General features: G+C 69.5%; 13 protein-coding genes. 8 read left to right on the plus strand and 5 right to left on the minus strand.

The window, feature by feature from the left end; genetic code table 11:
* Window positions 1-25 precede the first annotated feature (25 nt).
* Window positions 26-1,330 carry an MFS transporter gene (locus tag NVV32_RS02925; protein WP_422391305.1) on the minus strand — a complete coding sequence of 435 codons (1,305 nt, stop codon included), beginning with the start codon at window positions 1,328-1,330 and terminating at the stop codon, window positions 26-28.
* Window positions 1,331-1,587: 257 nt separating this feature from the next.
* Window positions 1,588-4,002: an FdhF/YdeP family oxidoreductase gene (locus NVV32_RS02930; protein WP_422391306.1), complete on the minus strand. Its 2,415-nt coding sequence runs from the start codon at window positions 4,000-4,002 to the stop codon at window positions 1,588-1,590.
* Between the two features lie 249 nt (window positions 4,003-4,251).
* Here NVV32_RS02930 and NVV32_RS02935 point away from each other — a divergent pair, with 249 nt between their 5' ends.
* From NVV32_RS02935 to NVV32_RS02970, 8 genes are all read left to right on the plus strand, one after another.
* Window positions 4,252-4,827: a MarR family winged helix-turn-helix transcriptional regulator gene (locus NVV32_RS02935; protein ID WP_422391307.1), complete on the plus strand. Its 576-nt coding sequence runs from the start codon at window positions 4,252-4,254 to the stop codon at window positions 4,825-4,827.
* A complete protein-coding gene (locus NVV32_RS02940; protein ID WP_422391308.1) occupies window positions 4,827-6,782 on the plus strand; it encodes an MFS transporter in 1,956 nt (651 codons plus the stop codon). Before NVV32_RS02935 ends, NVV32_RS02940 begins: the two co-directional genes overlap by 1 nt.
* Window positions 6,783-6,979: 197 nt before the next feature.
* Window positions 6,980-7,996: a LacI family DNA-binding transcriptional regulator gene (locus tag NVV32_RS02945; RefSeq protein WP_422391309.1), complete on the plus strand. Its 1,017-nt coding sequence runs from the start codon at window positions 6,980-6,982 to the stop codon at window positions 7,994-7,996.
* 114 nt (window positions 7,997-8,110) lie between these two features.
* Window positions 8,111-9,418 (plus strand): ABC transporter substrate-binding protein, encoded by a 1,308-nt coding sequence (locus tag NVV32_RS02950; protein ID WP_422391310.1) that lies wholly within the window; start codon window positions 8,111-8,113, stop codon window positions 9,416-9,418.
* Window positions 9,419-9,508: 90 nt separating this feature from the next.
* Window positions 9,509-10,465 (plus strand): carbohydrate ABC transporter permease, encoded by a 957-nt coding sequence (locus NVV32_RS02955; RefSeq protein ID WP_422391311.1) that lies wholly within the window; start codon window positions 9,509-9,511, stop codon window positions 10,463-10,465.
* On the plus strand, window positions 10,465-11,373 hold the full coding sequence (locus tag NVV32_RS02960; protein WP_422391312.1) for a carbohydrate ABC transporter permease: 909 nt from the start codon (window positions 10,465-10,467) through the stop codon (window positions 11,371-11,373). Before NVV32_RS02955 ends, NVV32_RS02960 begins: the two co-directional genes overlap by 1 nt.
* A gap of 2 nt (window positions 11,374-11,375) precedes the next feature.
* A complete protein-coding gene (gene yicI / locus NVV32_RS02965; protein WP_422391313.1) occupies window positions 11,376-13,709 on the plus strand; it encodes an alpha-xylosidase in 2,334 nt (777 codons plus the stop codon).
* Window positions 13,710-13,778: 69 nt separating this feature from the next.
* Window positions 13,779-14,513 (plus strand): glutamine amidotransferase, encoded by a 735-nt coding sequence (locus NVV32_RS02970; RefSeq protein WP_422391314.1) that lies wholly within the window; start codon window positions 13,779-13,781, stop codon window positions 14,511-14,513.
* 12 nt (window positions 14,514-14,525) lie between these two features.
* Here the strand turns inward: NVV32_RS02970 and NVV32_RS02975 are convergent, their stop codons facing one another.
* From NVV32_RS02975 to NVV32_RS02985, 3 genes are all read right to left on the minus strand, one after another.
* Window positions 14,526-15,530: a class C sortase gene (locus tag NVV32_RS02975; RefSeq protein ID WP_422391315.1), complete on the minus strand. Its 1,005-nt coding sequence runs from the start codon at window positions 15,528-15,530 to the stop codon at window positions 14,526-14,528.
* Window positions 15,531-15,539: 9 nt separating this feature from the next.
* Window positions 15,540-17,030, minus strand: coding sequence for a SpaH/EbpB family LPXTG-anchored major pilin (locus NVV32_RS02980; RefSeq protein ID WP_422391316.1), 1,491 nt, complete (start codon window positions 17,028-17,030; stop codon window positions 15,540-15,542).
* Window positions 17,031-17,128: 98 nt separating this feature from the next.
* Entirely contained in the window at window positions 17,129-21,511 is a 4,383-nt protein-coding gene (locus tag NVV32_RS02985; RefSeq protein WP_422391317.1) for a prealbumin-like fold domain-containing protein, read from the minus strand.
* Window positions 21,512-21,609: the final 98 nt, after the last annotated feature.

The following is a 21,609-nucleotide window of genomic DNA, read 5'->3' on the forward strand; positions in this document are numbered from 1 at the left end:
TCTGCCCTACTGCGGGAGGCCCCGGTCAGACGCCGGCCGGCGCCGCCGATCGGGACCGTGGCAGGCGCGCGAGCGTCCAGGCCAGCAGGACAGCCACCAGCACGGCCGCGGCCAGCCCGAGCCCCGAGTAGCCCATCAGGACGAGCGCCGGTCCGGCGAGGGCTCCACCGGTGGCACCGGCGAGGTTCATGAGCAGGTCGGAGGTGCCTTGGACGGGCGCGCGCTCGCCGACGTCGACCGCTCCCGCCAGCAGTGCCGACGCCGACACCACGCTCGCCGACCAGCCGAGGCCGAGGAGGATCAGGCTGACCGTCACGGCCACCTCCGACTCCGCACCCCGCCAGGCCACCAGCAGGGCTGCCAGCAGGAGGATCTGCCCGCAGAGGATCCCGCGAGCCGCGCCGGCGCGGTCCGCGATCCAGCCGAACACCGGTGACAGCGCGTACATCCCCGCGACGTGCAGGCTGATCGTCAGTCCGACGACGGACAGGCCGGCGCCGTGATCGTGCAGATGGACGGGCGTCATGGACATCAGGGAGACCATCGCCGCATGGCTGACCATCAGGGTCACGACGGCGAACCGTGCGCCGCTGTTACCTGTCAGGACCGCGAAGCCCCGCCGCTTCAGGGGCGCCGGGGCATCGGCGCGACGATCGGCCGCCTGGCGCCTGAGCGCGGTCAGGAGGGGATCGGGCCGCAGCCCCACCGTGTACACCAGGGCTGCCGCGACCTGGGCGGCCACGGTGAACACGAATCCGCCGCTGAGCGCGGGGATCCCGAGGAACCCGGCGACCACCTGGCCGGGCTCGAACAGGTTGGGACCGAGGACGGCGCCGATGGTGGTGGACCAGACCACGAGCGAGAGGCTCCGCCCGCGCGTCGATTCGGTGGCGAGGTCCGTGGCCGCGAACCGCGCCTGCAGGCCGGTCGCGGATCCCGAACCCAGCAGGACCAGTGCGACGAGCAGCAGGGGGAAGAGGGAGAGGTACGCCGCGGTGATCGCGAGCAGCGCCCCGCAGCAGGCGATGAGGGAGCCCGTGGCGAGGGAGACGCGTCGTCCCCGCCGTTGGGCGAGGGTGGCGAGGGGGACGGCGGCCGCAGCGGCTCCGAGTGTCGCCATCGTGGCAGCCATGCCGGACCACGCGCTCGATCCGGACGTCTCGGCGGCGAGGAGGGCGCCGAGGGACAGCGTGGCACCCGCACCGAGTCCGCCGAGGATCTGGGCGACGACGAGGACGCGGACCACATGCCGCTGGGCGACATCGACCCCGGGGGCCGTCGCCGGTGAATCGTCGTGCCGCCGGTCAGCGTGCCGGTTGTCCTGCCGCATCCGCCCGCTCCTCCTGGTCGCCGTGACCGGAGCAGTCTATCCGCGACGACAAGGCCCGTTGCGGCAGCGGCGCCGGCACGGCGGCCTGCGCATCGGAGCGCCGACCGGCCAGGCCAGGCACGGCAGACCTGGCGCACCGACATGCACATCCGGGAGCGCCGACCTACCCGGCCCGCCACGGCAGAGCCGGCGCAGCGAGCACGACGTCCGGCCGCCGTCGGGTCCCCTGAAGGACCTCCGACGGCGGTCGGGTCGGGTCAGGCGTTCGCCGCCTCCGCCACCTTCGCGGGCGTGGCGTCAGTGCCCGTGAAGCCGTCCGGCTCCGGCTGGGGTGCCGGAGCGGTGGCGGCGACATCGTGCTCGGTGGGAGCCGTGTGGGAGCTGGGCTCGAACCGTACGATGATCTGCTTGGAGATGGGGGTGTTGCTGCCCTGCGCCACGCGGTCGAGCGGCACGAGGACATTCGCCTCCGGGTAGTACGCGGCGGCGCAGCCGCGCGCGGTCGGGTACGAGACCACGCGGAAGGCCCGCACCACGCGGTCTATGCCGTCGTCGTACACGCCGCGGATGTCGACGTTCTGGCCGTCCTTCAGGCCCAGTTCCCGGATGTCCTCCGGGTTGATGAACACCACGTGGCGGCCCTTGTGGATGCCCCGGTAGCGGTCGTTGTGGCTGTAGATGGTGGTGTTCCACTGGTCGTGGGCACGCAGCGACTGGAGGATCAGCGTCCCCTCCGGGCGTTCGAGGTACTCGAGGTCGTTGACGGTGAGCACCGCCTTGCCGGTCGGCGTGTTGAACGTGCGCGAGTCGCGCGGACCGTTCGGCAGGATGAAGCCGCCCTCCTGGCGGATCTTCCGGTTGTAGTCCTCGCAGCCCTCCACCACGTGGGCGATGTGGTCGCGGATGAGGTCGTAGTCCTTCTCGAAGCCCGCCCAGTCGGCGTCGATCTTCCCGTCGATGGTGGCGCGCGCGAGCCGGCTGACGATCGCCGGTTCGGAGAGGAGGTTGTCCGAGACCGGTTCGACGCTGCCCCACGAGGGGTGGACGGCGCAGACCGTGTCCTCCACCGAGACGAACTGCTCGCCGGTCTCCTGGCGGTCGATCTCCGTGCGGCCCTTGCAGGGGAGGATGAGCGCCTCCTTGCCGGTGATGAGGTGGGAGCGGTTGAGCTTGATGGAGATCTGGACCGTCATGTCAGTGTTCTCGAACGCCTTCTCAGCGACCTGGGTGTCCGAGATGGCCGAGACGAGGTTGCCGCCGAGGGCCACGAAGGCCTTGATCTCGCCGTCGCGCATGCGCTTGATGGTCTCGACGGCGTCGGCGCCGTGCTCGCGCGGTGGCTCGAACCCGAACTCCTTCCCGAGGGCATCCATGAACGTGGGCGGCATCTGCTCCCAGATGCCCATGGTGCGATCACCCTGCACGTTGCTGTGCCCGCGGATGGGGGAGGCGCCTGCCCCGGGCTTGCCCATGTTGCCGCGCAGCAGCAGGAGGTTGATCATCTCCTTGATGGTCGCCACGCCCTTCTTCTGCTGCGTGATGCCCATGGCCCAGGTGATGATGACCTTCTCCGCGGCGATGTAGCGCGCGGCGAGCTCGTCGATCTCCTCCGAGCGGAGTCCCGTGGCTTCGAGGACCGCGGTCTCGTCGAGCTTCAGGAGGTAGTCGCGGAGCTCGTCCAGCCCCTCGCAGTGCTCCTCGAGGAACGCGTGGTCGAGGACGGTGCCCGGGTTCTTCGCCTCTGACTCGAAGACGCGCTTGGATACGGCCTGCAGGAGCGCCATGTCTCCACCGAGCCGTACCTGCAGGAACTGGTCGGCGATCTCCGTCCCCTTGCCGGCTACCCCCCGGACCTTCTGCGGGTTCTTGTAGCGCTTGAGTGCCGCTTCCGGGAGCGGGTTGACGGCGACGATCTGTCCACCGTTGCGCTTGCAGTTCTCGAGCTCGGTGAGCATGCGCGGGTGGTTGGTGCCGGGGTTCTGGCCCATGACGATGATGAGGTCGGCGTTCTCGTAGTCATCGAACGTGACCGTGGCCTTGCCGATGCCGATGGTCTGCCCCATGGCCCAGCCGGAGGACTCGTGGCACATGTTGGAGCAGTCGGGGAGGTTGTTGGTGCCGAAACCCCGGACGAACAACTGGTAGAGGAACGCGGCCTCGTTGGAGGTGCGGCCACTGGTGTAGAAGGCGGCCTCGTCGGGGGAGTCGAGGCTCTTGAGCTTGCTGCCGACGATCTCGAAGGCCTCGTCCCAGCTCACCGGCCGGTAGTGGTCCTCCCCGGCAGGCTTGTACACGGGTTCGACGAGGCGTCCCTGCATGCCGAGCCAGAACTCCGAACGTTCCCGCAACTCGCTGATCGAGTGCTCGGCCCAGAACTCGGAGGAGATGATGACGGGTGCGGCCTCCCACGTGACGGCCTTGGCGCCGTTCTCGCAGAACTCGAACGTCTTGCGCTTGTCCGGGTCCGGCCAGGCGCAGCTCGGGCAGTCGAAGCCGTCCTTGTGGTTCATCTTCAGGACGGTCCTCAGGGTCCGCTCCACCCCCATGTGCTCGATGGCCGGCTTCATGGAGTGGTACACACCGGGGATTCCCGCGGCCCATTCCTTCGGCCGTTTCCCGACCCGGAGGTCCTTCTCGTCGAATTCCTCGACCACGGGTTCCTTGCGCGTCATGGCGACCGTCCTTCTCCGCGGCCCCGGCGGGGGCCTTCCTCGGCAGGGGGGGGTGACCTGCCTCGCTTGTCGGGCTTGTACGTCAGGCCTAACAGTGTTGCGGTGCAGGCCGCAAGCCTCGGGGTGCCCCCTGTCCATGGCTTGACGTGCTCTCCGCCGTCCGTGACACCATTTGTTTAGTTGACCTAACGAAACGGGAGGAGTACCGTTACTTAGAGCAACGAACTATAAGAGGGTCTGGAGTCCGCGATGTCGGTAGCGCAGCACACCGCTGCAGAGCTGGTGCACAACATCTTCGACCTGCAGCGAGCCCTCCGGGGTGTCACCACGGCAGGCATGAAGTACTCGGAGCTGGGGCCGGCGCACACCGGTGTCCTGTTCTTCATCGGGGAGGGTGGTCCGCTGAGGGCGTCTGCGCTCGCAGCACGCCTCGGCATCGGGCCGTCCGCCCTCAGCAGGCAACTCGCGGACCTGGAGCAGTTCGGCTTCGTGGTCCGCAGCCCGGATCCGCTGGACGGCCGGGCCTGCCTGCTCTCGCTGTCCGAGGACGGCCAAACCTACCTCGCCGACACGTACGAGCGACGGGCCGAGACCCTGCGGGAGATCCTCGCCGACTGGACCGAGAGCGAGGCGGAAGCGGCGTCGACCTCGGTCCAGCACCTCACCGAGGCTTTCCGGACCGCGACCGCGCAGCACGGCGGGGGAGCGCACGCAACGACCGCCGATCCCCGCCGCTTCCCCCGCACCACCACCGAATCGAGCACGGGCAACGACGGCCGTCACCACCTGGACCCCGCGTCCGAGAGCACGAAGGAAGATCACTGATGGCCATCCACTCCGCCACGGCGCCAACGGCAGAGGCCGTACCGCAACCGGCGCCGCACCAGCACAAGGCCGCCGAGCCCATGAGCCACAAGCAGATCCTGCAGGCCCTCACCGGCCTGCTGGCGGGCCTGTTCACCGCGATCCTCAGCAGCACGATCGTCGCGAACGCCCTGCCCACGATCATGAGCGACCTCAACGGCTCGCAGACGGACTTCGCCTGGGTCATCACGGCTGCGCTGCTCGCCAACGCGGCCACCACGCCCATCTGGGGCAAGTTCGCCGACCTGTTCGACAAGAAGATGCTCGTGCAGGTGAGCATCGTGATCTTCGTGCTCGGCTCGGTGCTCGCGGGCTTCGCACAGACCATCCCGTTGCTCCTCACCGCCCGCGTCATCCAGGGCGTGGCGATGGGCGGGCTCACAGCACTGGCACAGGCCATCATCGGCACCATCATCGCCCCGCGTGAGCGCGGCCGGTACTCCGGCTACATGGGTGGCGTGATGGCTGTCGCGACGGCGGGCGGACCGCTCCTCGGCGGATTCATCGTCGACTCGCCGCTGGGCTGGCGCTGGACGTTCTTCGTCTGCGTCCCCCTGGCGATCATCGCCCTCGTGCTGCTGCAGCTGACCCTCAAGCTCCCCGACACGCGCCGCAAGGCGCGGATCGACTGGCTCGGATCCATCCTCCTGACCGCCGGCGTGAGCCTGCTCCTCATCTGGGTGTCGTTCGCGGGCAAGGAGGGCTACTACGCGTGGTTCTCCCGTGAGACCGCCCTCATGGTGGGCGGCAGCGTGATCCTCCTCGCGCTCCTCATGGTGGTCGAGACCAAGGTGGCCGAGCCGATCATCCCGCTGAAGATCATCTCCGAGCGCACCACGGCCCTGGCCATCGTCGCCTCGATCGCCGTCGGGATCGCGCTGTTCGCCAGCTCGAGCTATCTCGGCCAGTACTACCAGGTGGCCCGCGGGGCCACCCCCACCGAGGCGGGCCTGCTGACCCTTCCCATGATCGCGGGCAACCTGATCGGCTCCATCGGCGCCGGGCAGCTCGTCACCAAGTACGGCAAGTGGAAGCGCTACCTCGTCGCGGGTTCCCTGTTCCTCATCGCCGGTCTCGGCCTCGCCGGCACCATCGACCACCTGACGGAACTCTGGCTCGTGGGCATCTACACCTTCGTCTTCGGCCTGGGCCTCGGCCTCATGCTGCAGAACCTCGTCCTCGCCGTCCAGAACACCGTGGCGGTCAAGGACATCGGCTCGGCCAGCGCCTCCGTCGCCTTCTTCCGCTCCATGGGTGGAGCGGCGGGAGTCGCCGTGCTCGGTGCCGTCCTCGGCACGCAGGTCACCACGAAGACCACGGAGGGACTCGCCGCGGCGGGCGTCCCCAGCACGGGCGGTGCGGCAGGCGGCTCGCTCGACCTCGTCGACCTGCCTGCGCCGATCGCCGAGATCGTCCGGGCGGCCTATGGGGACAGCACGGCGCTGATCTTCACGATCACGGCGGTCATCGCGGTCCTCGGTCTCATCTGCGTCCTGTTCATCAGGGAGACGCCGCTGCGCCGCACCGTCGACTTCGCGCAGGCCGCCCCCGCAGGTCCCGCGGCGTCGATGTCCCCTGCGGCCACGGGCACCACGCCCGCCGTCGCCGGCGGCTCGGCGGACACCGCGACGACGCAGGCCGACACCGCGACGACGCAGACCGACACGGTGACGGCGCAGGCCACCGCGGCAGCGGGCCGTCCCGTGTCGCCGGTCATCGCCGGCCACATCACGGGGACGTCGTCCGGCGACGGCGCGACCACGGCCGAGGACGCCGATGTCGTGGCAGTGCAGCCGTCGCACGGCCGGCACAGCGCCGGGCCGGTCGCGATCCTGAAGTCCGACGTCGACCGCGTGGCGCGCGAGCTGTCCGAACTCGAAGCGGGATCGTCGGCACGAGCGGGCGCCGAGCGCTAGCCCGCAGTGTGGACGGAGAGGCCATCGGGGTGACCCGGTGGCCTCTCGCCGTCCCGGCCCGCGCATTTGTTCGCCTTCCCCACAAAACCCCTTGTCCTCGCCGGGGATGTGACGTAGCGTACTTCCCACCGGCCGTCGAAACGTTTAGACGATCCACCCGGTCCTGAACGATCCGTCCCGCAGACATCGGAGTCAGCATGGCCAACATCCACGACGTAGCACGCGTCGCCGGTGTGTCCATCAGCACCGTCTCCTATGCGCTGAGCGGGAAGCGGCCCATCGGCGAGAAGACCCGCCTGCGGATCGACGAGGCGGTCCGCGAGCTGGACTACATGCCGAATGCCGCCGGTCGCATGCTCGCCGGGACGCGCACCAGGATCTTCGCCCTGACGGCCCCGCTCAGGAGTGACACCTACGCACCCGCGCACATGGCCTTCGTGCTCGCCGTCGTCACTGCCGCCCGCGCCTTCGACTACGACGTCCTCCTGCTGACCGAGGATGAGGCCGTCGACGGGTTGCGCCGCGTCTCCTCGAGCCGCCTCGTGGACGGCATCATCGTCCTCGACGTGTCCGTCGAGGATGAACGGGCTGATCTCGTGCGGTCGCTCGGCGTGCCGGCTGCCCTCATCGGCGTGCCGGGTGACGCGGCGGGGCTGGTCTGCGTCGACCTGGACTTCGAGGCCGCGGCTGCCCTGGCCGTCGATCGCCTCGTCGATGCGGGTCACGCCTCCGTGGCGTTGCTGGGCCACCCCTCGGCCGTGTACGAGCGCGGTTCCAACTTCCCGGTGCGGTTCCGGGACGGGTTCCTCGGGCGGGCCGCGGAGCGCGGCGTCGCGGCGTCCTTCTCGATGGTCGAGAAGGACGCACCGGAGATCCGCCAGGCGGTCTCGGCGATCCTCGATGCCCACCCCGCCGTGACCGGGCTCGTGGTGCACGCCGAGGAGGGTGTCCACACGACCATCCTCGAGGCCGTCGCCGGCCGCGGCCTGTCCATCCCCGCCGACCTCTCCGTCATCGCCGGGGTGCCGACCTTCGACACCTCCTCCTTCACCCCGCCGCTCGACGTCATCCCGTTGATCCCGGCGGATTCCTGCTTGCGCGCCGTCGAGCTGGCTGTCCAGCAGCTCGAGGGTCCCATCGAACCGCGCGTCGAACTCGTCGCGCCGAAATACCGCGACCACGGTTCGGTCGCGGCACCCCGCCCGGGCGGCTAGCGCCGGGCTCCTGTCCATCCACCAGATCCACCTCGATCAGGGCTCGACCGAGCTGCTGTCGAAACGTTTCGACCAAATCGCCGACGATCGGCGGTCTCTACAAGGGAGTAGGCAATGAACAGAAGCAGATTGATCCTCGGTGCAGCAGTCACGGCCGCCGCACTCGCCCTGTCCGGATGCTCCGGCTCGGGTTCCGGTGCTGAGGGAGCATCGGGCGGCGAGGGTGACACCCTCAAGCTCTGGCACTTCGAGAGCGACACGAGCGCCATGGGTATCGCCTGGGACGAGGCCATTCGCGTCTTCGAGGAGGAGACCGGCGCCACCGTCGAGTTCGAGGAACGCAGCTTCGAGCAGATCCGCTCGACCGCGAGCCAGGTCCTGAACTCCGACGAGGCACCGGACCTCCTCGAGTACAACAAGAGCAACGCCACGGCGGGGCTCCTCTCGAGCCAGGGCCTGCTGACCAACCTGGACGACGCGGTGGCGGAGTACGGCTGGGACGACAAGCTCGCGCCGTCCCTGCAGACCACCGCGAAGTACGACGAGCGCGGCATCATGGGCTCCGGCAGCTGGTTCGGTGTCCCCAACTACGGCGAGTTCGTGGAGGTCTACTACAACCAGGACATGTTCACCGAGGCGGGCCTCGAGGTCCCGACGACCCTCGACGAGTTCGAGGACGTGCTGCAGGCCTTCACCGACAAGGGCGTCACGCCGATGGCCGAATCCGCGGCCGAGTACCCGCTGGGCCAGCTCTGGTACCAGCTCGCACTGACCCAGGCCGATCGCGGCTGGGTCGAGGACTACCAGCTGTACAAGAACCCGGTGGACTGGCAGGGGGAGGAGGTCTCCTTCGCCACCGAGACGGTCAAGGAGTGGACGGACAAGGGCTACATCTCGCCGAACGCCACGGGCTCGACGGCGGAGGACGCGGGCACCGCGTTCATCAACGGCACCAACCCGATCTTCTTCTCCGGCAGCTGGTGGCACAACCGGTTCACCACCGAGGCCACCGGCTTCGAGTGGGGCACCTTCCTCTTCCCCGAGGCGGAGCTGGCCCCGGGGTCCGCGGGCAACATGTGGGCCGTGCCGGAGAACGCCGCCAACAAGGAGCTCGCCTACGAGTTCATCGACATCACCATGCGTCCCGAGATCCAGAACCTCATCGGCAACAACGGCGGCGTACCCGTCGCCGCCGATCCGGCGGACATCACGGACGAGAAGAGCTCCGAGCTGATCGCGAACTTCAACGAGCTCACGGAGAAGGACGGCATCGCCTTCTACCCGGACTGGCCCACGCCCACCTTCTACGACGAACTGAACGCAGGACTCCAGGAGCTCATGAACGGCACCATCGCGCCGGAGGAGTTCCAGGAGCAGGTCGGCGAGCAGTACCAGGGCGGTGTCGACGACATCGTCGGCTGACCCCGCATCCCCGCCGCGCCTGCCGGACCCTCACCGGTCCGGCAGGCACGGCGGCCCCCGCAGAACCCCCTCCCTGGAAGGTGCACGCCCATGGCGATCGCAACCCGGTCGAAGGAGCGCGCGAAGCGCCCGACCACCAGTCTCATCCCCGGCTCGAGCCGCAGCTCCTTCTGGCCCTACCTGGTGCCGGGACTCGCGCTGCTCACCCTCATCATCGTCATCCCGCTGCTGTGGAACGTCTATCTGACCTTCACCTCCTATCGCGGCATCCGGCCCCCCGAGTTCATCGGGCTCGAGAACTGGGTCGAGCTGTTCGGCGACACCACGTTCTGGACCTCCTTCCGGAACTCCGTCGCCATGATCATCGCGATGGTGGTGGTGCCCACGGTGGTGGGCCTCGTCCTCGCCGCGATGCTGTTCGACCTGATCGGCCGGAAATTCGGGGGCCGCCTCGCGAGCTTCCTCCGCGCCACCTACTACCTGCCGCAGATCCTGCCCGGCGTGATCGCGGCGATCGTGATCGGCTGGATCCTCCGCCCCGAGAACGGCGCCCTCAACCAGGTGCTCGCAGCCGTCGGGCTCGGCGGGCTGCAGGGCAACTGGCTCGGCGATCCCGATACCGCGCTGCCGAGCATCATGGTGATCATGGTCTGGGTGCAGCTCGGCTACCCCGTGGTGATCTTCATGGCCGCGCTGCAGCGCGTGGACCCCGGACTCTACGAGGCTGCGGAGCTCGACGGCGCCAACTGGCTCCAGCGCTTCCGCGCCATCACGGTGAGCATCATCCGGCCCGAGATCTTCGTGGTCACCCTCACCTGCGCGATCGCCGCGCTCAAGGTCTTCGGTCCCATCTACGCCCTGACCGGCGGCGGCCCGGGCACCTCGACGATCGTGCCCGCGTACTACGCGTACAGCGAGTTCTTCCAGTCCCAGCAGGTGGGTTACGGAGCAACCATTGCCACCGCCCTGACGGTGGTCATCGCCGTCGTCAGCATCATCTTCGTCCTCGTGCAGACGAGGTTCGAGCGCAGTGAGGAGGCACGCTGATGGCCATCACCGACACCCCCGCCGGGACGACCGCCCGCGCAGCCCTGCAGCAACCGCCCCGGCAGCGACCGCGCGGCGGGCGGGCCCGGAAGACGGCCGGCGACTGGCTGATCCTGCTGGTGGCCGTCCTGATCGGGCTGCTCATCGCCGTCCCGTTCCTGCTCATCCTCGCCAACTCCTTCAAGTCCCCCGCGGACTACGCGACCGGCGGGCCGCTCTCCCTGCCGACCTCTCTCTCCTTCGACGGCATCACCGCGTTCTGGGAGCGGGTCGACTTCCCGCGGAAGCTCTGGAACAGCTTCTTCATCAGCGCCGTCGTCGCCGTGGTCGCCGTCGGGATCTCGATGTTCAACGCCTTCGCGCTCGGGATCGGGCGGGTGCGCGGCCGCACCTGGCTGGTGCTGCTGATCCTCCTCGCGAACATGCTGCCGCAGGAGGTGCTCCTCTACCCGCTCTACTTCATGTTCCGCGAGGTGGGCCTCTACGACAACGTGTGGGCCGTGATCATCATCTTCACGGTCATCCAGAGCGCCTTCGGCACGTACCTCCTCGCCTCCGTGTACGGGACGTTCCCGAAGGAACTGCTCGAGGCGGCCTCGCTCGACGGAGCGAGCCGCTGGCAGATCCTGTGGCGCGTGATCTTCCCGATCTCGCGACCCACGCTGAGCGTGCTGCTCATCTTCTTCTTCATCTGGACGTGGAACGAGTTCCTGATCCCGCTGACGTTCCTCGTGGGCAACGACAACCAGACCGTCCCCGTCGCCATCACCGTCCTCCAGGGCGACCGCCTCATGGACGTCACCACCACGAGCGCCTCGGCCCTGCTCGGGCTCCTCCCCACGCTCATCTTCTTCCTCATCTTCCAGCGCACCCTCACCCGGGGCATCACAGCAGGAGCAGTCAAGTAACCATGAAATTCACCGACGGATTCTGGCATGTCCGCCCCGGCGTCGATGCGCAGTACGCACAGGAGGCCTACGACGTCGAGGCGGTCGGCGACCACCTCGTGGTGTCCGCACCCACCAAGGTCATCGAGCGCCGGGGCGACACCCTGAACCGCGCCCTGCTGACCGTGACCCTGAGCAGCCCGCTCGACGGCGTGATCGGCGTCCGCATCGAGAACCACCGCGGCGACACCCCGCACCGCGGCTTCGAGCTCGTGGGCGCGGAGCAGGGTGCGGGCACCGCGACGGCGGACGACGACGGCGGCGTGCTGACCGCCGGGCCGCTCGCCGCGCGCATCACCCGCGGAGCGCCCTGGAACCTCACCTTCGAGGCGGACGGCCGGGTCCTCACCTCGAGCGGGCACAAGTCGGTCGGCCGCATGGGCCTCGGGAGGGACGCTCCGGTCACCACCGAGCCCGCGGGCGTCGCGGGAGTCACGGAGACCGGGCGCGCGCCGTCGCCGTCTTACCTGCACGCCCAGCTCTCGCTCGGCGTCGGCGAACTGGTGTACGGCCTGGGGGAGCGCTTCGGGCCGTTCGTGAAGAACGGCCAGACAGTGGACATCTGGAACGCCGACGGCGGCACGTCCAGCGAGCAGTCCTACAAGAACATCCCGTTCTACCTGACCAACCGCGGCTACGGCGTCTTCGTGAACCACCCCGAGCACGTGTCCTTCGAAGTGGGGTCGGAGGCGGTGGAGCGCGTCCAGTTCTCGGTGCCCGGCGAGGCGCTCGAGTACTTCGTGATCCACGGGGCCACGCCGGCGGAGATCCTCGAGCGCTACACGCGGCTCACGGGCCGGCCCGCGCAGGTGCCGGCGTGGTCCTACGGGCTCTGGCTGTCCACGAGCTTCACCACCGACTACGACGAGCAGACCGTCGCGCACTTCGTGGACGGCATGGCCGAGCGCGGGCTGCCGCTGAGCGTCTTCCACTTCGACTGCTTCTGGATGCGCGAGTTCAACTGGTCGGACTTCGAGTGGGACTCGCGTGTGTTCCCCGATCCCGAGGGCATGCTCGGGCGCCTGCACGAGAAGGGCCTGCGCATCAGCGCGTGGATCAACCCGTACATCGGGCAGCGCTCACGCCTGTTCGACGAGGCGGCGCAGGCGGGCTACCTGGTCCGGCGCAACGACGGCACGGTGTGGCAGTGGGACCTGTGGCAGGCGGGCATGGGCCTGGTGGACTTCACCAACCCGGACGCCACCACCTGGTTCCAGGACAAGATCCGCACGCTGCTCGGGCAGGGCGTCGACGCCATCAAGACGGACTTCGGGGAGCGCATCCCGCTCGGCGTCCGCTGGCATGACGGTACACCGGACGGCACCATGCACAACCTCTACCCGCAGCTCTACAACAGGGCGGTCTTCGGCGTCCTCGAGGAGGTGCGCGGGCCGGGCGAGGCAGTGCTGTTCGCCCGCTCCGCCACCGCTGGCGGCCAGCAGATGCCCGTCCACTGGGGCGGCGACAACTCCTCCTCCTTCGAGTCGATGGCCGAGACCCTGCGCGGTGGGCTCTCCCTGGCGCTCAGCGGCTTCGGGTACTGGAGCCACGACATCGGCGGGTTCGAGGGTTCCCCCGACCCCGCGGTGTTCAAGCGCTGGCTGGCGTTCGGGCTGCTCTCGAGCCACTCCCGCCTGCACGGCTCCACGAGCTACCGCGTGCCGTGGGCGTTCGACACCGGCGAGGAGCCCGCGGGCCAGAGCGCCGTGGACGTCACGAGGACCTTCGCGCGCCTGAAGCTGTCCCTCATGCCCTACCTGTACGCCGTCGGGCTCGAAGCGCACACCCGGGGTACGCCGTTCATGCGGCCGATGCAGCTCGCGTTCCCCGAGGATCCCGCCGTCGCGCACCTGGACCGCCAGTACATGCTGGGTCCCGATGTCCTCGTGGCTCCGGTGTTCTCGGCGGCCGGGGAAGTGGAGTACTACCTGCCCGCGGGCACCTGGACCCAGCTGCTCACCGGTGAGGTGGCCGCCGGGGGAGCGTGGCGGCGCGAGGTGCACGGCTTCGACACGCTGCCGCTCTGGGTGCGCGAGGGAGCGGTCCTCGTGACGGGGAGCACGTCCGACCGGCCCGACTACGACTACCTCGAGGATCCCCTCGTCACGGTCTACCCGGGTGCGGCCGACGGCACCGCCGTCCGCGTGGTCACACCGGACGGGTCCTCGGGGGAATTCCGCGTGTACCGCTCCGAGGACGGGTATCGCGTCTCGGGTCCGCCGGGCGTGGCCTTCCGGGCGCGACGGGCGGGTGCCGCGGAGGTGGCGTCCGACGGCGGCAGCGTGGAGCTGGGGTAGGAGTCCCCCCACCGGGGCCACGCCCGGCTCCGCGCCGGCGGTTCGCGGGGTGGCCAGTAGCATCGAGGGGTGAAACCCTTCCTGCTCCTGGCCACCCGCGCCGAGGACTTCGCCGCCGACGCCGAGTACCGCAGCTTCCTCCGGTTCGGCGGGCTCGCGGAGGGCGAGCTCCGGCGCATCCGTCTCGAGTCCGGGCCGATGCCCGAGCTGGACCTCGCGGACTACTCCGGCATCTTCCTCGGGGGGAGCCCGTTCAACTCCTCCGATTCGGAGGAGTCGAAGAGCGCCGTGCAAGTGCGCGTCGAACACGAACTGGGGGCGCTGCTGGACCGCGTGGTCCCTCAGGACTTCCCGTTCCTCGGAGCCTGCTACGGCGTCGGTACACTCGGCCGGCACCAGGGCGCCGTCGTCGACACCACCTACGCGGAGCCGATCGGCTCCGTCGAGATCACCCTGACGGACGGGGGCGCGGCGGATCCGCTGCTGGCCGGGCTGCCGCCGTCGTTCGCCGCCTACGTGGGACACAAGGAGGCGTGCGCGGCGCTGCCGTCCTCCGCCGTGCTGCTGGCCTCCTCGCCCACGTGTCCCGTGCAGATGTTCCGGGTGGGACAGAACGTGTACGCGACGCAGTTCCACCCGGAACTCGACGTCGAGGCGCTCGTCGGACGGATCAGCACCTACCGCCACGCAGGCTACTTCCCCCCGGAGCAGGCGGACGAGTACATGGAGCGTGCCCGCGCGACCGTCGTCGACCAGCCCGAGGCGATCCTCCGCGCGTTCGTCAGCCGGTACGCGCGCAGGTGAGGCGGCTCCGACTCACGGTCGACGGCCGCGGACCTGCAGCTGCACCGGCCGTGGTGGCCGCCCCGATACCCACACATACGTGGTGGTAGCGACGACGACGCCGCCGGCGATGTACATCCACCACGGGAAGCCGGGGATGTCGGGAGCGTCCCCTGCGGCGTCGATGTCGGCCTGGGGGGTCGGTGAGATGCGTTCGCCGGTGACGAGGATACGGTGGCTGTTGATGCCCAGCGGCGTGCAGGTGACGAGGGTCATGAGATCCTCACCGGGTTGGATGAGGAGACTCTCCGTGTCCCGGGGGTCGACGACGAGGGTCTCCACGACGCGGTAGGCGAGTGTCTCGCCGAAGACCTCGATGGTGAACGTGTCGCCCACCTGGACGTCGTCGAGGTTCGTGAAGAGCTCCGAGGTCGCGAGGCCCCGGTGCCCGGTGATGACGGAGTGGGTCGAAGGGCCGCCGACAGGAAGCGCCGTGCCCTCCAGGTGGCCGATCCCGCGCTCGAGGACGTCGTCGCTCGTCCCGTGGTAGATCGGCAGGTCCACGGCGATCGAGGGAATCCTGATCCGCGCCATGAGGCCCTCGGAATCGCCCCTGAGCATCGAGCGGTAGTCCTCCTCGTTGCCGGAACGGGGATCCTGCGCCAGCGGGAGCCGCTCGTTCGCGGCCACGTCGGCCCCGCTGCCGCCCAGGCTCTGGTTGTACCTGCGCGCATCGGCAAGCCTCTCCCTGAGGGTCTCGGCGCCGAGGTCGTTGATGCCCTGGGTCAGTTTGTCGATCTCACGCGACTGCTCGACGGAGCTGAACCAGCCGGCCGCCGTGGGGTAGAGGAGAAGCGCCGCTCCGGCGATGACAGCCAGGGCAACCAGCAGGGGGAGCAGTCGCAATCGCCACCCCCGGCGACGTTCCCGTGCACGGCGCGCTCGCGTGAAGTTCGTGGCGTCGATGGACGCCTCACTGTTCTTCCCCGGGACGTCGGAAGGCGGGGCGCCCTGCTGACGCCCCGCCTTCGACTTCACGCTGCTACGTTACGCCGTGGCCGGCACAACGGACGCGCGGCGCCGCGCGGCGACGATCGCGGTTCCCAGGGCGAGCGCGAGCAGGCCCGTCCCACCGACCGTGAACCAGAGGGCACCGTCACCACCCGTGAGGGGCAGTGCGAAGGCCGGAACCTGGTCGTGCTCGAATTCGACGTAGTTCTGGACAGGGGCGGTGGTCGAACTCGGGCCGGCGACGACCTGCGTCTGGACCTGGTTCGGAGCGGGGATCTGGAATCCGCCCGGCGGCGTGATCTCACGGACGTAGTAGTTGCCCGGCGTGATGATCGGGATCGCGACGAATCCGTTCGCGCCGGTCGTCCAGTTCTGGATGCCGTCGATGAACACGGCATTCTGGCCCAGGTTGGCGTCGTTCTGGTTGAGGAACACCTGGTACACGGCACCTGCGAGGGGTGTCCGCACCCCGTTCTCGCTCTGGAACGAGAACACGGTGAGCTGGCCGATCGGGGTGCTTCCGGTGACCGTCTCGGTGCTCCCGTTCACGACGCTCGTGGCCGTGTTGGTGATGATGCCGCGGGCGGGGATCGTCACTGCGCGGCTCAGCACGGTGAGCGTCACGTCGCCGTTCGGCAGCGACCTGAGTCGGGTGAGGCCGGCGGGGGTGAACGAGGCGGTGAGATTGCGCGTGGCCTGGTCGTAGGTGAGCGTGTACTCGGTTCCGGCGGCGAAGTTCTGGACGACGCCGGCTGCGTTGGTCACCTGCACGCTGGTCGGGGCGATACCTGTCGGACCTGACTCCAGGTATTCGAGTTCCACCGGGAGGCTGTCGGTGAGCGTGAAGACGTCGAGGGTGTCACCTGCGGCCAGGGTCGGGATGCCCGAGTTGATCGCCCAGCGGATGAGGTCAGGGTTCCTCGCCTCCACCGAGTTGGCAGGTGCCGGGACGCGGGTCTTCGTCAGATCGGTCACGGAGTTCTTGGGATAGGCGTGCACGTCGTAGATCCACTGGTTCGACGGCGCGCCACCCGGCCCCGTCGGGAACGGCAGCGTGACGAGGAACGGTGCAGCCGGGTTGGTGGCGCCTGTCGGCAGCACGGTCTCGGTCACGAGGTAGAGCCCGACGGGCAGGGTGTTGAAGACCGCCACACCGTTGGTGCCGGTGGTCGCGGTGAAGGTGTCGGGGAGGGTAACACGCGAGGCTGCCGTTGCCGGGGTGAGCGAGGAGACCTGCGTCCAGCCCTCCGGTGTCGTGAGATCGACACCCTGGACCAGTGCAGCGGTGAAGGTGGCGCCGGCAAGCGGCGTGCCGGGGACGGAGACCTCCTGGCCGGTGCCGATGTTCTGGCCGTTGTCCGCGCCGAGCGCGAACTTGTGGATGGTCAGGGTTCGGGGCGTATCGGGATTGATGTTGCCCGCCTGGGTGACGGCGGTCGCCGGGGAGACGGCGACGAACGCTGCCGCCGTGCTCAGCGCCAGCACGCCGAGCGCGGCCGAGAGCCGCCGGAGGATGGGAATGGACACGAGATATCTCCTATGAGTGAGGTGATGCGAGGGTGAGACCAGGAACTGAAGGTCAGGATCAAGAGCAGGAACAGCGGACAGGAAAGTGAGTGTGCGCATCAGCGGAAGGCGCCCCGCATCCGTCGACGGCTGTTCCACGCCATGAGGGCGAGGGCCGCGACGAGCAGCGCTCCTCCTCCGATGTAGAACGCGTCGGCGCTGGTACCGCCCGTGAGCGGCAGCGTGGTCGGCGCCACCGGGGCGTTGACGAAGCGGTAGACCGCCGTCTGGCCCGCTGGTGGAGCGGAAATGGTTCGTGCGGCCACCGGGACCCAGGTCGAGCCGGACAGGCGCTCGAGACGAAGTTCCTGGTAGGCGAGCTTGCGGGTGAGGTCGGTGGCGGCTTCCGACAGCGTGTAGCCGTGGCCCGGCCGCACGTCGAAGGTGCTCGCGGGGTTCCCGGATGCGACGTACTCGGCGCCGGGCCGGGTCTCCGTCGTGAGGGTGGCACCCGGCAGGGCGGCTGGGGTCGCCGTGACCTTCCAGTCCGCGGCCTGGAACCCCGGCCGCGGGTCGATCACCTGTTTGAGGATCGTGAGGGCCGCCGTCGCGTTCGTGACGGTGCAGGTGATCGCGGCACCGGCTGCCGGGGTGACGTCTCCCGACGCCGTGACGGTGACGTTGGCACCCGCTGGGGTGCGGCACCGCCAGGTGCCGGTCTGCACGTAGGTGGGCGGACCACCTGCTTCGGCCAGTCGGTAGGCCGTGCCCGGGGTCACCGGGACATTCGACGCCGCACCCGATCCGGAGCGCCCGGAAGGGCCGGGCAGGGCGCCGGCGGGGCCCGTGGCGCTGAGGGTCCAGTCGGTCGGCAGCGCGGAGCCGAACGTCACCTCCTTCACGAGCGTCAGGAACGCCGTGGGCCGGTTCACCAGGGCGCAGTCGATCGCCGCACCGGGAGCTATGCCCGTGAGGCTGGCGCTGACGGTCTGCCCCGCGGCAGCGTCGGCCGGCGCGAACGTGGTCGGGACGGCGCTACCGTTCACCGTGCAGGAGCCGCTGACGAAGGCGAAGCCCTCCTGCTGGACCTCCGACACCACGAGGGTTGCCCGTGACGCCGTCGACGCGTACAGCACCTGCCAGGTCGCCTGCCCTGCGGCGTCGGTCTGCTGTCTGGGGACCTCGCTCGGCAGGGCCGTCGCGCTACCCGTGGTCGCCGTCGCGGTCGTCCCCACGGTCCAGTCGACCCCGGGGCGGGTGAGGCCCGAGGCCTCCCGGATGGTCTTCGTGATCCGTACACTCGTCTCGGCGACGGGGCCGGGAGAGTTGACGAAGGTGCAGACCACGTTGACGCCCAGACCACTGGGCATCGTGACGGTACCCGTGGTGGCGTTGCCGGCAGTCAGTCGCACCCCGCCCGCGAAGCAGTCGTAGGAGGCCCTGTAGCTGGTGAGTGCCGAGCCGGAGCCGGCGGCCATGGTCTCGGAGATGGTGATCGTGCTGCCGGCCGCCGCAGGGAAGGGACCGAGCTGCTCGGCCTGGCGCCCGGTCGCGGCTCCGGACGTCGTCGCCGACGCGATGGTCGACAGCGGCGACCCGGTGGCCGCGGTCAGTGTGAACTGATCGCTCGTGGCCTGACGTGCCACCACGTTCTTCTGGACCGTGAGGGTCGAGGGCGTCGTGCAGCCGGCGAGGTCGGTGGAGTTGACCAGGACGCGCGGTGTACCCGGGACACGCTCACCCGTGGTGGCGTCGAACTCGTAGGCACTCCCCGCGTTGCCGATGTAGAGGGTACCGCGCGGCGAGAATGCGACGCCATTGGCGGCGGCGAAGGGCGCGTCCGTGCCGGTCAGCGGTTTCGGCGTCGATTGGCTGACCGCCAGCGCGCCGCCGTTCGCCGCGGCGAGCGTCGCCCTGGAGATCGTGTAGACCGTCGCAGACGTCGTGGTGGTGCTCGCAGGCGCTCCGACCACGTAGAGGTTGCCGACGGCATCGAAAGCCATGTCGCCGTTCGCCGATGCACTGGCAGCAGCGAAGGAGCCGACGTACGCGAAGCGGGTGGCGGTCGGGTTGCTCTCGGTGAAGCTCCAGATGTGGAACCGGCTGTTGTTGAACTTCCCGAAGAGATAGCGGCCACTCGAGAGGTCGACGGCACCGGCGACGATCGCGCCGTCAACCACTGTGCCGCCCGTGGCCACGGTGGTGTACGACGTGGTGGGGAGCTTCACGAATCCGCCGCCCGGGGTCCATTTGAGGACCGAGAGGACGTCGGTGGAGTCTGCCGACCTGTCGAGCGCGTACGCGAGAGAGCCGCCCGCGCCGACACCGAGTGCGTTCGCCGATGTGACGCTCGCCCAGGTTCCGATGGACGCGGGAGCACCTCCTGCGGCGATGTCCGCCTGCTCCAGCGTGCCGGTGGCCGTGATCGAGTAGAAACGGTTGGTGTCGCAGAAGAGGCGCTGGGTCTGCACCGTGTTCGTGAAGGTGCAGGTGACCTCCGCCCCGGCCTCGGCAGGGATGGTGATCGTGCCCGCGGCTCCTGCCCCGGAGGCGATCACGGTGCCGGCGCGGGTGCACTCGTAGGCGTTGGAATAGCCGAGACCCGCGTTGTTCGCCGAAGCCTCGGAGATCGTATAGGTGGCGCCCGGGCGCACGGTGGCGCGCGTGATCTGCGCCGACTGCACCCCGGTGGCCGTTCCGGTGGTGGTGGCCGACGCCAGGGTGCTCGTCCCCTCCCGGAGTGACAGGACGAACTGATCGGCCGGCGTCGTCCGCGTCGGGAGGTTCTTGCGGACCGTGATGGTCGTCAGGGGATCGACCACGAGGTCGATGGGCGCCGAGGGGACGAGTCCACTGGCGCTCACTGTCCCGCTGGAGAACGTCCCCGGCTGCGCTGCGACGACGGCGACCTGGATCGTGCACGAGCTGCTGCCGGCGGCGAGGTCCCCGCCGACGGACGTGATGCTTCCCGACCCTGCCGCGGCGGTGACCGCGAATACCGTTCCCCCGATGTCCCTGCACGTGCCTCCGATGGCCGGGGCCGTTGCCACCCTGAGCCCTGCCGGGAGTGTGGCGGCGAAACCCCAGTCGGTCTTCGCGTAGAGATCGGCGGTGTTGGTGATCGTGTAGGTCAGGATGGTCGGCGTCGTCGCCGTTGTCGGCGTTGGGTCGTAGGCGACATCCAGCGCAGGCGTGACATCGAGCACCCTGACGTCGTCGACACCGAAACCGCCGCCCGTACCAGCCTGGGAGTTGACGAGCTGCACCCTCGCGGAGGAGATCTGCGCAGGCGTCAGGAGCGCGGTGTTCGTGCCGGTGAAGGTCGCCGCTCGAACGGAACCGGTCAGCACGGGATCGGTGGCGCCGGCAACCGGGGCGAGAGCCGGTGATGTGTAGAAGACATTGCCTGTGCCGGCGCAGGGGACGACCGGGGCAGCGAACCCGGTCAGGAGAGTGACAGGTGTCGCGGCTCCGGTGACCAGGTTCAAGGCGAGCGAGGCATTGCTCGTGCCGCACCGCGTGCCCGCAGCATCCATCGCGAGTGAGTAGTAGCGGGCGTTCGGAGCGCCGAGACCGATCCCTGCAGTCGACTGGAGGACCGTTGTGCCGCCCGCGACCGTGGTGTACGGCAGCGACACGAGCGCGTGGTTGCTCCGTGTGGTGGCGGTGGAACCGTTCGCCGCCGCGGTGGCGGAGCCGCCGGGTACGCCGGCCTGGACCTGTCCGAGGACGTCCGCGATGCGTCTGGCTTCCCGGGCTGCTGACGACCCTCCGGTGGTCTGGGACGGGCAGAACGCGGTGTTCGGGTAGGGCGCTACGTAGTTGAGGAGGATCCCCGTGCAGTTCGTCCCGGTCGCCCACCCGCTCGAGATCGTGTACCGATTCGCGGCATAAGCGGTGATCCCGCTGGGAGCGTTCGTCAGTCCCTGCTCGAAGGTGTCGATCCACGCCGGGCGGGGGGACTCGGGTACTCCGGCGGCCAGGAGTCCGACGTCGGCGGACCTCCCGAAGGACTCCATGCGGGCCACGCCCGACGGCGCCTTGCTGTCCCCCGGCGCAGGCTCGTCGATTTCGGCGGTTTCGGCGCTGTCGTCCGGAGCCATGCCGGGGTCGGCGCCAGGTGCGGGTTCCGGCACAGGTTCCGGTGAGGGGGCGGGCGCTGGAGCGACGGACTCGTCCGGCTCCGGCTCCGGCTCTGCGGACGGTGGTCCGGACGTCGGCCCGGACGTCGGCGTGGCCGCCGGGCTCTCGACACCGGAGGAGCCCTCGGGAATCGGCGGGGCGGGCGCCATCACGCCCGCCTCCTCGACGGGTTCGGGTGGCGACGTGGCTTCCCCGGACAGGTGGGCGGACACCGCGTCTGCCGGGCCGGGTGGCTGGGCTGCAGCGGGTCCCCAGCCGCCCGAGACGATGACGAGTGCGACCACGGCTGCGACGATGCCGAGGGGACGACGGGATCCCGAGCGGGCAGCGTCGGGCTTCGGTCGCTTCGGCTTGTCCACGGGGACGGTGCGCCTTCCGGTGACGGGGTCGGGGGTCGGTGACAGGGGCCGGCGCGAGAACCATCGGGGGCGCGCTGGAAGGACAGGCGAGACCGAAG

Source organism: Arthrobacter sp. N1 (assembly GCF_048288285.1).
Taxonomy (GTDB): Bacteria; Actinomycetota; Actinomycetes; order Actinomycetales; family Micrococcaceae; genus Arthrobacter_D.